This is a genomic window from Bradyrhizobium sp. (assembly GCF_016213215.1).
In the GTDB taxonomy this organism is placed as follows: domain Bacteria; phylum Pseudomonadota; class Alphaproteobacteria; order Rhizobiales; family Xanthobacteraceae; genus Bradyrhizobium.
Genome location: NZ_JACRAW010000064.1, coordinates 1 through 12,592, shown reverse-complemented (window position 1 = coordinate 12,592; position 12,592 = coordinate 1). Strand labels below are relative to the sequence as shown.

General features: G+C 63.3%; 22 protein-coding genes. All 22 read right to left on the bottom strand.

The features are described from left to right. Positions 1–942, bottom strand: a 942-nt coding sequence (locus HY852_RS11530; protein WP_291604787.1) for a DNA-directed RNA polymerase subunit alpha, incomplete at its 3' end; no start/stop codon positions are given. A 118-nt stretch (positions 943–1,060) separates the two neighbouring features. After that, positions 1,061–1,450: a 30S ribosomal protein S11 gene (rpsK, locus tag HY852_RS11525; RefSeq protein WP_007603045.1), complete on the bottom strand. Its 390-nt coding sequence runs from the start codon at positions 1,448–1,450 to the stop codon at positions 1,061–1,063. A 124-nt stretch (positions 1,451–1,574) separates the two neighbouring features. Then, positions 1,575–1,943, bottom strand: a complete 369-nt coding sequence (gene rpsM, locus HY852_RS11520; protein WP_291604786.1) for a 30S ribosomal protein S13 — start codon at positions 1,941–1,943, stop codon at positions 1,575–1,577. Positions 1,944–2,128: 185 nt separating this feature from the next. After that, complete coding sequence (locus HY852_RS11515) at positions 2,129–3,073, bottom strand: adenylate kinase (RefSeq protein WP_291604785.1); 945 nt, start codon at positions 3,071–3,073, stop codon at positions 2,129–2,131. Continuing rightward, complete coding sequence (gene secY / locus HY852_RS11510; protein ID WP_291604784.1) at positions 3,070–4,323, bottom strand: preprotein translocase subunit SecY; 1,254 nt, start codon at positions 4,321–4,323, stop codon at positions 3,070–3,072. Before secY (HY852_RS11510) ends, HY852_RS11515 begins: the two co-directional genes overlap by 4 nt. A gap of 21 nt (positions 4,324–4,344) precedes the next feature. Then, positions 4,345–5,682: a preprotein translocase subunit SecY gene (gene secY, locus HY852_RS11505; protein WP_291604783.1), complete on the bottom strand. Its 1,338-nt coding sequence runs from the start codon at positions 5,680–5,682 to the stop codon at positions 4,345–4,347. A 150-nt stretch (positions 5,683–5,832) separates the two neighbouring features. After that, entirely contained in the window at positions 5,833–6,318 is a 486-nt protein-coding gene (gene rplO, locus HY852_RS11500; RefSeq protein ID WP_291604782.1) for a 50S ribosomal protein L15, read from the bottom strand. A gap of 18 nt (positions 6,319–6,336) precedes the next feature. Further along, the gene (gene rpmD, locus HY852_RS11495; protein WP_291604781.1) at positions 6,337–6,531 is read right to left on the bottom strand and encodes a 50S ribosomal protein L30; all 195 of its coding nucleotides are present in this window, start codon (positions 6,529–6,531) and stop codon (positions 6,337–6,339) included. A 24-nt stretch (positions 6,532–6,555) separates the two neighbouring features. Beyond that, the gene (gene rpsE / locus HY852_RS11490) at positions 6,556–7,131 is read right to left on the bottom strand and encodes a 30S ribosomal protein S5 (RefSeq protein ID WP_291604780.1); all 576 of its coding nucleotides are present in this window, start codon (positions 7,129–7,131) and stop codon (positions 6,556–6,558) included. A 52-nt stretch (positions 7,132–7,183) separates the two neighbouring features. Then, entirely contained in the window at positions 7,184–7,546 is a 363-nt protein-coding gene (gene rplR / locus HY852_RS11485; RefSeq protein WP_291604778.1) for a 50S ribosomal protein L18, read from the bottom strand. A gap of 11 nt (positions 7,547–7,557) precedes the next feature. After that, positions 7,558–8,091 (bottom strand): 50S ribosomal protein L6, encoded by a 534-nt coding sequence (rplF, locus tag HY852_RS11480; protein WP_291604777.1) that lies wholly within the window; start codon positions 8,089–8,091, stop codon positions 7,558–7,560. Positions 8,092–8,104: 13 nt separating this feature from the next. Then, a complete protein-coding gene (gene rpsH / locus HY852_RS11475) occupies positions 8,105–8,503 on the bottom strand; it encodes a 30S ribosomal protein S8 (RefSeq protein ID WP_291604776.1) in 399 nt (132 codons plus the stop codon). 13 nt (positions 8,504–8,516) lie between these two features. Beyond that, positions 8,517–8,822: a 30S ribosomal protein S14 gene (gene rpsN, locus HY852_RS11470; protein WP_291604775.1), complete on the bottom strand. Its 306-nt coding sequence runs from the start codon at positions 8,820–8,822 to the stop codon at positions 8,517–8,519. Between the two features lie 50 nt (positions 8,823–8,872). Continuing rightward, positions 8,873–9,430 carry a 50S ribosomal protein L5 gene (gene rplE, locus HY852_RS11465; protein ID WP_291604774.1) on the bottom strand — a complete coding sequence of 186 codons (558 nt, stop codon included), beginning with the start codon at positions 9,428–9,430 and terminating at the stop codon, positions 8,873–8,875. Continuing rightward, a complete protein-coding gene (gene rplX, locus HY852_RS11460; RefSeq protein ID WP_291604772.1) occupies positions 9,423–9,737 on the bottom strand; it encodes a 50S ribosomal protein L24 in 315 nt (104 codons plus the stop codon). The genes rplE and rplX overlap by 8 nt, the downstream gene beginning before the upstream one ends. Then, the gene (gene rplN, locus HY852_RS11455; RefSeq protein WP_072823614.1) at positions 9,737–10,105 is read right to left on the bottom strand and encodes a 50S ribosomal protein L14; all 369 of its coding nucleotides are present in this window, start codon (positions 10,103–10,105) and stop codon (positions 9,737–9,739) included. Before rplN ends, rplX begins: the two co-directional genes overlap by 1 nt. An 88-nt stretch (positions 10,106–10,193) precedes the next feature. Then, entirely contained in the window at positions 10,194–10,442 is a 249-nt protein-coding gene (gene rpsQ, locus HY852_RS11450) for a 30S ribosomal protein S17 (protein ID WP_291604771.1), read from the bottom strand. 13 nt (positions 10,443–10,455) lie between these two features. Next, positions 10,456–10,662: a 50S ribosomal protein L29 gene (gene rpmC, locus HY852_RS11445; protein ID WP_291604770.1), complete on the bottom strand. Its 207-nt coding sequence runs from the start codon at positions 10,660–10,662 to the stop codon at positions 10,456–10,458. 5 nt (positions 10,663–10,667) lie between these two features. Beyond that, on the bottom strand, positions 10,668–11,081 hold the full coding sequence (gene rplP / locus HY852_RS11440; protein WP_291604769.1) for a 50S ribosomal protein L16: 414 nt from the start codon (positions 11,079–11,081) through the stop codon (positions 10,668–10,670). 36 nt (positions 11,082–11,117) lie between these two features. Further along, entirely contained in the window at positions 11,118–11,822 is a 705-nt protein-coding gene (gene rpsC, locus HY852_RS11435; RefSeq protein ID WP_291604768.1) for a 30S ribosomal protein S3, read from the bottom strand. A gap of 16 nt (positions 11,823–11,838) precedes the next feature. Further along, positions 11,839–12,219, bottom strand: a complete 381-nt coding sequence (rplV, locus tag HY852_RS11430; RefSeq protein WP_291604767.1) for a 50S ribosomal protein L22 — start codon at positions 12,217–12,219, stop codon at positions 11,839–11,841. Between the two features lie 10 nt (positions 12,220–12,229). Next, entirely contained in the window at positions 12,230–12,508 is a 279-nt protein-coding gene (gene rpsS, locus HY852_RS11425; RefSeq protein WP_024509042.1) for a 30S ribosomal protein S19, read from the bottom strand. Positions 12,509–12,592 lie beyond the last annotated feature (84 nt).

Genomic DNA, 12,592 nt, shown 5'->3' with positions numbered 1-12,592 from the left:
GGCCAGCACTTCCTTGATCTCGTTCAGCGACTTGCGGCCGAAGTTCGGGGTGCGGAGCATTTCCGCTTCCGACTTCTGCACGAGGTCGCCGATATAGACGATGTTGTCGTTCTTCAGGCAGTTGGCCGAACGCACCGACAGTTCGAGCTCGTCGACCTTCTTGAGGAACGCCGGGTTGAAGGCGAGATCGGGGATGATCTCCTGCGCGACTTCCTTGCGCGGCTCCTCGAAGTTGACGAACACGTTGAGCTGATCCTGCAGGATCCGCGCGGCGTAGGCGACCGAATCGTCCGGCGTGATCGCGCCGTTGGTCTCGATCGTCATGGTCAGCTTGTCGTAGTCGAGGATCTGGCCCTCGCGGGTATTCTCGACCTTGTAGGAGACCTTGCGCACCGGCGAGAACAGGCTGTCGACCGGGATCAGCCCGATCGGCGCGTCCTCGGGACGATTGCGCTCGGCGGGCACATAGCCCTTGCCGGTCGCGACGGTGAACTCCATGCGGATCTCCGCGCCCTCGTCCAGGGTGCAGATCTGCAGGTCCGGATTGAGCACGACCACGTCGCCGACGGTCTGGATGTCGCCGGCGGTGACGACCCCCGGACCCTGCTTCTTCACGACCATGCGCTTGGGGCCTTCGCCCTGCATCTTGATCGAGATGTACTTGATGTTGAGGACGATGTCGGTGACGTCCTCGCGGACGCCGGCGATCGAGGAGAACTCGTGGAGCACGCCGTCGATGTGCACCGACTGCACCGCCGCGCCCTGCAGCGAGGACAGCAGGATGCGACGCAGCGCGTTGCCGAGCGTTTGGCCGAAGCCACGCTCGAGCGGCTCGGCCACGAGGGTGGCAAAGCGCGACGCATCAGCCCCGGGGGCCACCTGGAGCTTGTTCGGCCGGATCAGTTCTTGCCAATTTTTCTGGATTGTCACTGTTTCACCCATACAGGCCAGCTAATTGGTCAAATTCAATTACTGGCGTTGGAGAGACCCGCAGAAAGGCTGCGGCATTTTCATAACGTCACAAAGCCATCGCGAACGGCAACGCCGCCCGCAACTCGTATCAAACGCGCCGACGCTTGCGCGGACGGCAACCATTGTGCGGGATCGTGGTCACGTCACGGATCGACGTGACGGTGAAGCCCGCCGCCTGCAGCGCGCGAAGCGCCGACTCGCGGCCCGAACCGGGACCGGCAACCTCGACTTCCAGCGTGCGCATGCCGTGTTCCTGCGCCTTCTTGGAAACGTCCTCCGCGGCAACCTGCGCCGCATACGGGGTCGACTTGCGCGAACCCTTGAAACCCATGGTGCCCGCCGACGACCAGGCAATCGTGTTGCCCTGCGCGTCGGTGATGGTGATCGTCGTGTTGTTGAACGACGAGTTCACATGCGCGACGCCGGAGGCGATGTTCTTGCGCTCACGACGGCGAACGCGGGTGGCTTCCTTGCCCATTGATTACCTTTCCTACGATCTCAAACGCCGCCGTAATGCCAGCGGCTACACCAAAAACGCGATTAGCGAATGGCGAGAAGCGAATGGAACTACTCGCCACTCCCTGCTCGCTATTCGCCGAAAATCACTTCTTCTTGCCGGCGATGGCCTTGGCCGGGCCCTTGCGCGTGCGCGCATTGGTGTGGGTGCGCTGACCGCGCACCGGCAGGCCGCGACGATGACGCAGGCCGCGATAGCAGCCGAGGTCCATCAGACGCTTGATGTTGATGCCGGTCTCACGACGCAGGTCGCCCTCGACGAGGTAGTCGCGGTCGATCACTTCGCGGATCTGCAGGACTTCCTGGTCGGTCAGCTGGTTGACGCGACGATCCACCGGAATCTTGACCTTCTCCATGATCTCGGCCGCGCTCTTGGAACCGATGCCATGAATGTACTGAAGCGCGATCAGGGCGCGCTTGTTGGTAGGAATATTCACGCCGGCAATACGAGCCACGGCCATCTCTCCTGTTGCCGGCCTCTCTTAAGGCCGGCGCTTAAGTTCTTGCTATCTCGGGCAGGTGTCCACAAACGCGAACACGACGCCCTTCCCCGGTCTTCCTGGGGCCCGGCATCGTCTAGAACTATCCGACTTGGATGCGGGGCTTATTAAAGGATTCAACCCGGTTTCGTCAACCGCTGCTACGCTTTAGCTCGCTTTTTCGTGACCTTTTTTGGGATCTTCCGGGCGGGCTTCCTGCCCCCCTTCTTGGCTCCCTTCCGGGAGGCCTTCCTGGCGCCCCTCGAAGCCGCCTTGGACGCCTTGCGGGAGGCTTTGGCCTTCTTGGCCGCTCCGGCCCGCTTGCCAGAGGCCGATTTGGCCTTCTTCGCCGGCCTGGTGGCCTTCTTGACGGCCTTGGCGGCCTTCTTCCCGGCCTTTTTGGCAGCCTTCCTGGAGCCCTTGGCAGCCTTCCTGGCGGGTTTGGCCGCCCGCCCGGCCGGGCCCCCGGCCTTCCTGGCCGGCTTGTTCTTTCCCTTGGCCGGCTTGGCGACATTGCCGGTCCCGATCGCGGACAGGATGCGCTCGATCTCCTCGGTCACGTGCTCGATGGGCATCATGCCATCGACCGTCACCAGCATGCGGCGCTCGGAATAGTACTCGATCAACGGCTCGGTCAGCTTACGGTAGCTGGCAAGGCGGTTGCTGAGCACCTCCGGGGTATCGTCGGCGCGGACCTCCTCGCCCCTCTCCCGCATCTGGGCGACGCGCGTTTCGACGCGCTGCAGAAGCGCGCTCTCGTTCACGCGGAGCTCGATCGCCGCGTCGAGTTGCAGATTCTTTTCCTTGAGCAGCTGGTCGAGAGCCTCGGCCTGCGGCACCGTGCGCGGAAAGCCGTCGAGGATAAAGCCGTTCTGAGCGTCTGGCTGGTCGATGCGGTCGGAAATGATGCCGATCACGATGTCGTCGGGCACGAGGCCCCCGGCCGCCATGATGTCCTTGGCCTTCAGCCCGATCGGCGTCTGCGCCGCCACTGCGGCGCGCAGCATGTCACCAGTGGAAAGCTGGACGATGCCATGGCGCTGCACCAGCCGCTGGGCCTGGGTTCCCTTGCCCGACCCGGGCGGCCCAAGAAGAATAATTCTCATTTGTATTCACCCCCCCGATTGGTGCGCAACAAACCGCGCGCCTGTGTTCGAATATCAAGAACTGTGCAAACCACAAGCAGGGTTGCAGCACCACTTATACTGTAGGGGAGCCCGATGCCGTAGGCGATCAGGGCCTCCGGAATCAGCGTCAAGGCCGTGAGGTAGACGGCTCCGATCAAGGTCGTGAACGACACCGTGCGATCCAGATAGGCCACCGTCGGCTCGCCCGGTTCTACGCCCGGAATTGTGCCACCCAGCTTGTGAAGCCGCTGTGCGGCATGCTCGGGATCCAGCACGTAGGAGGTGTAAAAAAAAGCGAGACCGAATACTGCAATCGACCCCAGTATGAGGTGGAGCGGTTGGCCGTACTCCAGTTGTTTGAATGCAGCGGCAACCCAGGGCGTAGCGCCGCCAAACATGAATCCGGCCGCGACCAGGGGCAAGAACAGCACCCACGACTCCAGCGTGATCGGCATCAGGAATCCGGCGCTGTTGATCTTGATCGAGAGCGCGCCGGTTTGCGCCGGAAGCGAACGGTCTTTGAGCTTTCGTTCGGCAAAAGCAAGCGGCACGCGGCGACGCGCGCTTTCCACGAAGACCATCAGAACGAGGAAAGCCAGCGCGAGAACGCAGTGAAGCAACAGGAAAGCGCCGGAAATCTCGCCTCGTTGAATGAGATCGAAGGTGCCTGCAACGATGGACGGCAGTGAGGTGACCGTGCCCACGCACAGGATGAGAGCAAGGCCGTTGCCGATGCCATGGCAAGTGATCAGCTCGCTCAACCAGACTAGAAAAAAGACACCTCCGACCAGCGAGGCCGTCGCCGAAAGCAGGAACCAGACGCCGGGATCGGCGACGATACCGGGAATTTGCTGGAGAGCAGAAGCGACGCCGTACGCCTGGAAAGCCGCAATGAACAATGTCAGCAGCAACGTGTAGCGAGCAAGCCTGCGCCGGCCTTCCTCGCCCGATCGTTCGGCCGAGGTCAGCTTTCCCGACACCATCGCCAGCACGCGAATGAATATCGCCGCGCTCAGATAGGGGGCGAGAGCAAGCGCGAAAATCGCCATGCGCTGGACGGCGCCGCCGGAGATCGTGTTGAACATGCCGAGAATGCCGCCCGCCTGGGAACTGAACAATTGGACCAGCAGGTCGGAGTCGATGCCGGGCAGCGGGATGTAGGTGCCCAGCCTGAAAACGAGCAGCGCGCCGATCGTGAAGACGATACGGCGCGCCAGCTGTTGGTTCATTGCGACGTCTTTTGGTGGCGTTTACCGGTTGCGCCGCCCACCGCGCAGCTTCGACTTCCTGATGAGCCCTTCATACTGATGGGCGAGCAGATAACCCTGGACCTGCGCCACGGTGTCCATCGTGACACTGACCACGATCAGAAGCGACGTGCCGCCGAAATAGAACGGCACCGACGCGTAGGAGATCAGGATCTCCGGAATCAGACAGACGACCGCAAGGTAGATCGCGCCGACTACGGTGATGCGCGACAGCACGTAGTCGATGTACTCGGCGGTGCGCTCGCCGGGCCGGATGCCCGGAATGAAACCGCCATGCTTCTTCAGGTTTTCAGCGGTCTCGGTCGGATTGAACACGATCGCCGTGTAGAAGAAGGCAAAGAAAACGATCATCGCGAGGTAGAGCACCAGGAACAGCGGACGGCCGTGGCTGAGCTGGGTGTTGATCCACTGGAACCATTCCGGCCCGCTGCCGGCGTTGAAGTTCGCGACTGTCGTGGGCAGCAGCAGCAGCGAGGACGCAAAGATCGGCGGAATGACGCCGGAGGTGTTCAGCTTCAGCGGCAGGTGCGAGGACTGGCCCTCGAACATCTTGTTGCCGACCTGGCGCTTGGGATACTGGATCAGCAGCCGGCGCTGGGCGCGCTCCACGAACACGATGACGGCGATTACCGCCACTGCCATCACGATGACGATCAGGATCAGGCCGGTCGACATGGCGCCCTGGCGACCGAGTTCGAGCATGTTGGCGAGCGCCGAGGGCAATTCCGCCACGATGCCGGCGAGGATGATGAGTGAGATACCGTTGCCGATGCCGCGCGAGGTGACCTGCTCGCCCAGCCACATCAGGAACATGGTGCCGCCGGTCAGGGTGATGGTGGTGGACAGGCGGAAGAACAGGCCGGGGTCGCTGACCACGTTGCCCGCGCCCTCAAGGCCGACGGCGATGCCGTAGGACTGGAACGCGGCGAGGATGACCGTCAGGTAGCGCGTGTACTGGTTAAGGGTCTTGCGGCCCGCCTCGCCTTCCTTCTTCAGCGCTTCGAGCTGCGGCGAGACCGTCGTCAGGAGCTGGATAATGATCGAGGCGGAAATATACGGCATGATGTTCAACGCAAAGATCGCCATGCGGTGAATTCCACCGCCGGCGAACATGTTGAACATGCCGAGAATGCCGCCCGCCTGGGACTTGAACACCTGCTCCCAGATGTTGGGATCGATGCCGGGCAGCGGAATGTAGGTGCCAAGCCGGTAAACAAGCAGCGCACCCAGCGTGAACCAGATGCGCTTCTTCAGTTCGTCGGCCTTGGCAAGCGACCCGAAATTGAGGTTTGCCGCCAGTTGTTCCGCTGCTGAGACCATTTGGGCTTTCTCCCGCCGCCTTGCTCGCCCTCATGCCCAACCCATGGGTGGGGCGACAGGCAGACGCCGGACATTATCTGGTGCTCGGCTTCGATAAGTCCATTGTCGTCATGCGCCAAGCGCCCGCGAAAGCGGGCAATGACGCAGTTGTTACGCCGCCTCGCCTTCCTGCTTTGCCGGGGCCAGGATCTTGACCGTGCCGCCGGCCTTTTCGACCGCAGCGATCGCGGACTTCGAGGCGCCATGCACCTCGATGTTGAGCTTGGCCTTGAGCTCGCCGCGGCCGAGCAGCCGAACGCCGTCCTTGGCGCGGCGGAGCACGCCGGCCTTCACCAGCGACTCGGCGTTCACGACGCTGCCGGCATCGACCAGCTTGGCATCGACCGCCTCTTGCAGCCGATCGAGATTGATCTCGGCGAACTCGAGCCGGAAGATGTTGTTGAAGCCACGCTTGGGCAGGCGCCGATGCAGCGGCATCTGGCCGCCCTCGAAGCCCTTGATGCGCACGCCGGAGCGCGCGGTCTGGCCCTTGCCGCCGCGACCGGAGGTCTTGCCCTTGCCCGACCCGATGCCGCGGCCGACCCGCATGCGCTTCTTGCGCGAGCCGGCGTTGTCGGCGATATCGCTGAGCTTCATCGCCCTTCTCCTTGTTGCTTACTTCTCGCCGACGATGCGGACGAGATGGTGAACCTTTTCGATCATGCCGCGGACCGCCGGGGTGTCCGGCAGTTCGGCGACGCGGCCGATCTTGTTGAGCCTGAGCCCGATCAGCGTAGAACGCTGCGAGTGGTGGCGGCGGATTGCGCTGCCGGTCTGCTCGACCTTGATCGTCTTTGCGGCCTTAGCCATCGCATTTACTCCGAAAAGCTTCCGTTAGTCGGCGGCCGCCTCGGCATCGCCGCCGATGCGGCGGGCCTGCAGGGTGGATACCTTGATGCTGCGGCGCGCCGCGACCGAACGCGGCGAGTCCAGGTGCTTGAGCGCATCGAAGGTCGCGCGCACCATGTTGTAGGGGTTGGACGAGCCGATCGACTTCGCCACCACGTCCTGGATCCCGAGCGTCTCGAAGACCGCGCGCATCGGGCCGCCGGCGATGATGCCGGTACCGGCCGGAGCCGCGCGCAGGTAGACGCGCCCTGCCCCGTGGCGGCCGGCGATGTCGTGGTGCAGGGTGCGGCCCTCGCGCAACGGAACGCGGGTCAGGTTGCGCTTGGCGGCGTCGGTCGCCTTGCGGATCGCTTCCGGAACCTCGCGCGCCTTGCCGTGACCGAAGCCCACGCGGCCCTTCTGGTCGCCGATCACGACCAGCGCCGCGAAACCGAAGCGCTTGCCGCCCTTGACGACCTTCGCCACGCGATTGATGTGGACGAGCTTGTCGACGAACTCGCTGTCGCGCTCCTCGCGCTCCCTGCTCCGTTCGCGTCCGCCGCGTTCGCGTTCAGCTGCCATGGTGTTTTCCAATCCTTGAGAGGCGCAAGGCCCCTTATCCTCAAATCCGTTGTTAGAAGCTCAGACCGCTTTCCCGCGCGGCATCGGCCAGCGCCTTGACGCGACCGTGATAGAGATAGCCGCCGCGATCGAACACGACTTCCTTGACGCCCTTCTGCACGGCACGTTCGGCAAGCAGCTTGCCGACCGCCTTCGCCGCATCGATGTCGGCGCCGGTCTTGCCGGAATCCCGCATCGCCTTCTCCAGCGAGGAGGCCGACGCCACCGTCTCGCCCTTCAGGTCGTCGATGACCTGGGCATAGATGTGCTTGGACGAACGGAACACCGACAGGCGCGGACGGCCGTTGGCGGAACGGCGCAGCGAAAGACGCACGCGCTGCTTGCGCCGGGCATTCGTGACCTTGTTTCTGGACATGACCGGCTCCGTTACTTCTTCTTGCCTTCCTTGCGGAAGATGAATTCGTCGACATACTTCACGCCCTTGCCCTTGTAGGGCTCCGGCGGACGGTAAGCGCGGATCTCGGCAGCGACCTGGCCGACGCGCTGGATATCGGTGCCCGAGACCGTGATCTCGGTCGGCTTCGGCACGGTAATCGTGATGCCCTCCGGGATCGCATAGACCACGTCGTGGCTGTAGCCCAGCGCGAGCTGCAGGTTCTTGCCCTGCATCGCGGCGCGATAGCCGACGCCGGTGATCTCGAGCTTCCTCTCGAAACCCTTGGTAACGCCGGCGACGAGGTTGGCGACCTGCGCACGGGCGGTGCCATACAGCGCGATCGCGCGGTTGGTCTCCACCCGCGGAGCGACCTTGACCTGGCCGTTCTCGAGCTTCACCTCGACGTCGTCATGCACGACGAACTGAAGCTGGCCCTTCGGCCCCTTCATCTTGACGGTCTGCCCGTCGACGGTCGCGGTGACGCCCGCCGGCACCGTCACTGGCTTCTTGCCAACACGTGACATGGCTCAATCCTTCTCAGAAGACCGTAAAGAGAACTTCGCCGCCCACATTCGCCTCGCGAGCTTCGTGGTCAGCCATGATTCCCTTCGGCGTCGATAACACCGAAATGCCGAGGCCGTTGTTCACCCGCGGCAGATTCTTCACCGAGGTGTAGACGCGGCGCCCGGGCTTCGACACCCGCTCGATCTCGCGAATGACGGGCTCGCCGTCGAAATACTTCAGCTCGATCTCGAGCTCGCTGCGGCCGGACTGGTGCTCCACCGTGGCGTAGCCGCGGATGTAGCCTTCGGCCTTCAGCACCTCGAGCACGTTCTGGCGCATCTTGGAGCCGGGAGTCGTGACCTTGGTCTTGGAACGCATCTGCGCGTTGCGGATGCGGGTGATCAGATCGCTGATCGGATCGTGCGTTGACATGTGACGACCCTCCTTACCAGCTCGACTTCACGAGCCCGGGAATCAGGCCCTTGGACCCGAGTTCACGCAGCGCGATGCGGGACAGCTTGTTCTTGCGATAGTTCGAGCGCGGACGACCGGTGAGCTCGCAACGGTTGCGGATGCGGGTCGGCGACGAGTTGCGCGGCATTTCCGCCAGCTTCAGCGTCGCCGCGAAGCGCTCCTCCATCGGTTTGTTCTTGTCGGCGATGATGGCCTTCAGCTTCGCCCGCCTGGGCGCGGCATTCTTGGCCATCCGCTTGCGCCGGTTGTTCTTCTCGACTGAACTCTTCTTTGCCATGCTTGGTTGGCTCCTGGGTTTCCGCGTTTGAGGGGCTGCTCTTCAGCGACTCACTGCCGGAACGGGAAATTGAAAGCGGTCAACAAGGCCCGCGCCTCGTCGTCGGTCTTGGCCGTGGTGCAGACGGTGATGTCCATGCCACGCGCCTCCGAGACCTTGTCGAAGTCGATCTCGGGGAAAATGATGTGCTCCTTGATGCCGAGCGAGTAGTTGCCGCGGCCGTCGAAGCTCTTCGGGTTCAGCCCGCGGAAGTCGCGGACGCGCGGCAGGGCGACGTTCACCAGACGATCGATGAACTCGTACATGCGCGCCTTGCGCAGCGTGACCTTGCAGCCGATCGGCTGGTTCTCGCGCAGCTTGAAGGTCGCAATGGCGACGCGCGAATAGGTCACGATGGCCTTCTGGCCGGCGATCTGCGTCAGCTCGGCAGCGGCGGTCTCGGCCTTCTTGCGGTCGTTGACCGAGTCGCCGACGCCCATGTTGAGCACGACCTTCTCCAGTCGCGGCACCTGCATGACGTTCTGGTAGCCGAATTTCTCGGTCAGCATACCGCGGATCTTGCTGTCATATTCCGCGCGCAGGCGCGGCACGTAAACCGTATCAGCCATCGATCTCTGCTCCCGAGCTCTTGGCGACGCGGACCTTCTTGCCGTCCGCGTGAATTTTGAATCCGATGCGCGTCGGCTTTCCGTCCTTGCCGAGATACGCAATGTTCGACAGTTGGACCGGCGCCTCCTTGGAGATGATGCCGCCCTCCTGGTTCTGGGTCTGCTTCTGGTGGCGCTTCACCATGTTGACGCCGCGCACCAGGGCCGTGCCCTGTTCGGGGCGCACCTCGAACACTTCGCCGGTGCGGCCCTTGTCGCGACCGGTCAGCACGATGACCTTGTCGCCTTTGCGAATCTTCGCGGCCATTACAACACCTCCGGCGCGAGCGAGATGATCTTCATGTGGTTCTTGGCGCGCAGCTCGCGCGGCACCGGCCCGAAGATACGGGTACCGACCGGCTCGGCCTGGTTGTTGATCAGGACGGCGGCGTTGCGGTCGAAGCGGATGACGGAGCCGTCGGGACGGCGGATGTCCTTGCGGACCCGCACCACCACGGCCTTCATCACGTCACCCTTCTTCACCTTGCCGCGCGGAATGGCTTCCTTGATCGACACGACGATGATGTCGCCCACGGTGGCGTAGCGGCGCTTGGAGCCACCAAGCACCTTGATACACATGACACGGCGTGCGCCAGAATTGTCGGCCACGTCGAGGTTGGTCTGCATCTGAATCATTGATGCACCTCGTCCTCTTCATCTGCGGGGCAGGCTGGCTGCGCCCTTGAATTTTCCCAAGTCCCTGCCGGCTGCCGCCGAAACGGGCTCAGGCGGTTTTCTTGTGCTCGCCCCGGATCACGACCCAGCGCTTGAGCTTGGAGATCGGCTTCGACTCCTCGATCCAGACCACATCGCCCGGCTTGAACTCGTTCGTCTCGTCGTGCGCGTGATAGTTCTTCGAACGGCGGATCGTCTTCTTGTAGATCGGGTGCGTGAAGCGGCGGTCGACGCGCACCACGATCGTCTTGGCTTGCTTGTCGCTGACGACCACGCCCTGCAGGGTACGTTTCGGCATTGCTTTGAGCCCCTTACTTCTTCTTCGCGCGCTTCTGCGCGGCGATGGTCTTGATCCGGGCGATGTCGCGGCGAGCCTCACGCATGCGCGAGGTGTTCTCGAGCTGCCCGGTGGCGCGCTGGAAGCGCAGGTTGAACCGCTCCTTCTTCAGATTGAGGATGGCATCCTCCATCTGGTCGGGGATCATCGCGCGGATATCGGAGATCTTCATCTGGGCCATGGCAGTCACTCCGCAATGCGCTCGACGAAGCGAGTCTTGATCGGCAGCTTGGCGGCGGCCAGCGACAGCGCCTCGCGCGCCGTCTGCGTGTTCACGCCGTCGATCTCGAACAGCACCCTGCCCGGCTTGACCCGCGCCACCCACAATTCCGGCGCACCCTTGCCCGAGCCCATGCGGACTTCGGCGGGCTTCTTCGACACCGGAACGTCGGGGAACACGCGGATCCAGACGCGGCCGGCGCGCTTCATGTGACGGGTCAGCGCGCGGCGGGCGGCCTCGATCTGGCGCGCGGTGACGCGATCGGGCTCGGTGGCCTTCAGGCCGTACTGGCCGAAGGACAACGTCGCGCCCGAAGTCGCAACGCCGTGGATACGGCCCTTATGCGCCTTCCGGAACTTCGTTTTCTTAGGTTGCATCATGGCGTTAAGCCCTCAAACTTTCTGTCAGGCCGTTACTCAGGCGGCATCGCGGCGCTGCCGCCCGCCGCCGCCTTCGCCCTCGGCCATTCTCTTGTCCTGGGCCATCGGATCGTGCTCGAGGATCTCGCCCTTGAAGATCCAGACCTTGACGCCGCAGGTGCCGAAGGTCGTGAACGCGGTCGCAACGCCGTAGTCGATGTCGGCGCGCAGGGTGTGCAGCGGCACGCGGCCCTCGCGGTACCACTCCATGCGGGCGATTTCAGCGCCGCCCAGACGACCCGAGCAGTTGATGCGGATGCCCTCGGCACCGAGGCGCATCGCCGACTGCACCGCGCGCTTCATGGCGCGGCGGAACGCGACGCGGCGCTCGAGCTGCTGGGCGATCGATTCAGCCACCAGCGTGGCGTCGAGCTCGGGCTTGCGGATCTCGACGATGTTGATGACGACGTCCGACGAGGTGATGTCGGCGACCTTCTTGCGCAACTTGTCGATGTCGGCGCCCTTTTTGCCGATCACGACGCCCGGACGCGCCGAGTGGATGGTGACGCGGCATTTCTTGTGCGGACGCTCGATCACGATTCGGGCAACGGCGGCCTGCTTGAGCTCCTTGTGCAGGATCTCGCGGATCTTGACGTCCTCGTGGAGCAGCTTGCCGTACTCGGCCTTGCCGGCGAACCAGCGCGAATCCCAGGTCCGGTTGATGCCGAGACGCAGACCGATCGGATTGATCTTTTGACCCATCGTTTTCTCCTGCGCCTTACGCGCTCGCCTCGACCTGACGAACGACGATCGTCAGCTGCGAAAATGGTTTGAACACGCGGCCCGAGCGGCCACGGCCGCGCGCCGCAAAACGCTTCATGACGATGCCGTTGCCAACGTGCGCCTCGGAGACGATCAGATCGTCGACATCGAGGTCGTGGTTGTTCTCGGCATTGGCGATGGCCGATTCCAGGCACTTCTTGACATCGACCGCGATCCGCTTGCGCGAGAACTGCAGGTCGGCAAGAGCGGCCGAAACCTTCCGGCCCCGGATCAGCTGCGCAACCAGGTTGAGCTTCTGCGGGCTCACCCGCAGCATCCGGGCGACCGCCTTGGCCTCGTTCTCGGCGAGGCTCCGTTCGCGCTTTGGTTTGCTCATCGTCTAATCCTCAAGCCTTCTTGGCTTTCTTGTCGCCCGAGTGGCCATGGAAGGTCCGGGTCGGCGAGAACTCGCCGAACTTGTGACCCACCATTTCCTCGTTGACCGAGACGGGCACGTGCTTCTGTCCGTTGTAGACGCCGAAGGTCAGCCCCACGAACTGCGGCAGGATGGTCGAGCGACGGCTCCAGATCTTTATGACGTCGTGACGGCCTGACGCGCGCGCGGCATCCGCCTTCTTGAGCAGCGAAGCCTCGACGAACGGGCCTTTCCAGACTGAACGAACCATGTCCGGCGTTCCTTACTTCTTCCGCTTGTGGCGGCTTAGGAGAATGAATTTGTCGGTCGACTTGTTGGTGCGGGTCTTCTTGCC

Coding starts and splice junctions, on each gene's coding strand:
- rpsK (WP_007603045.1), bottom strand. CDS start 1,450: ATGGGCAAGGAAGCCACCCGCGTTCGCCGTCGTGAGCGCAAGAACATC.
- HY852_RS11515 (WP_291604785.1), bottom strand. CDS start 3,073: ATGAGAATTATTCTTCTTGGGCCGCCCGGGTCGGGCAAGGGAACCCAG.
- secY (WP_291604784.1), bottom strand. CDS start 4,323: ATGAACCAACAGCTGGCGCGCCGTATCGTCTTCACGATCGGCGCGCTG.
- secY (WP_291604783.1), bottom strand. CDS start 5,682: ATGGTCTCAGCAGCGGAACAACTGGCGGCAAACCTCAATTTCGGGTCG.
- rplO (WP_291604782.1), bottom strand. CDS start 6,318: ATGAAGCTCAGCGATATCGCCGACAACGCCGGCTCGCGCAAGAAGCGC.
- rpmD (WP_291604781.1), bottom strand. CDS start 6,531: ATGGCTAAGGCCGCAAAGACGATCAAGGTCGAGCAGACCGGCAGCGCA.
- rpsE (WP_291604780.1), bottom strand. CDS start 7,131: ATGGCAGCTGAACGCGAACGCGGCGGACGCGAACGGAGCAGGGAGCGC.
- rplR (WP_291604778.1), bottom strand. CDS start 7,546: ATGTCCAGAAACAAGGTCACGAATGCCCGGCGCAAGCAGCGCGTGCGT.
- rplF (WP_291604777.1), bottom strand. CDS start 8,091: ATGTCACGTGTTGGCAAGAAGCCAGTGACGGTGCCGGCGGGCGTCACC.
- rpsH (WP_291604776.1), bottom strand. CDS start 8,503: ATGTCAACGCACGATCCGATCAGCGATCTGATCACCCGCATCCGCAAC.
- rpsN (WP_291604775.1), bottom strand. CDS start 8,822: ATGGCAAAGAAGAGTTCAGTCGAGAAGAACAACCGGCGCAAGCGGATG.
- rplE (WP_291604774.1), bottom strand. CDS start 9,430: ATGGCTGATACGGTTTACGTGCCGCGCCTGCGCGCGGAATATGACAGC.
- rplX (WP_291604772.1), bottom strand. CDS start 9,737: ATGGCCGCGAAGATTCGCAAAGGCGACAAGGTCATCGTGCTGACCGGT.
- rplN (WP_072823614.1), bottom strand. CDS start 10,105: ATGATTCAGATGCAGACCAACCTCGACGTGGCCGACAATTCTGGCGCA.
- rpsQ (WP_291604771.1), bottom strand. CDS start 10,442: ATGCCGAAACGTACCCTGCAGGGCGTGGTCGTCAGCGACAAGCAAGCC.
- rpmC (WP_291604770.1), bottom strand. CDS start 10,662: ATGGCCCAGATGAAGATCTCCGATATCCGCGCGATGATCCCCGACCAG.
- rplP (WP_291604769.1), bottom strand. CDS start 11,081: ATGATGCAACCTAAGAAAACGAAGTTCCGGAAGGCGCATAAGGGCCGT.
- rpsC (WP_291604768.1), bottom strand. CDS start 11,822: ATGGGTCAAAAGATCAATCCGATCGGTCTGCGTCTCGGCATCAACCGG.
- rplV (WP_291604767.1), bottom strand. CDS start 12,219: ATGAGCAAACCAAAGCGCGAACGGAGCCTCGCCGAGAACGAGGCCAAG.
- rpsS (WP_024509042.1), bottom strand. CDS start 12,508: ATGGTTCGTTCAGTCTGGAAAGGCCCGTTCGTCGAGGCTTCGCTGCTC.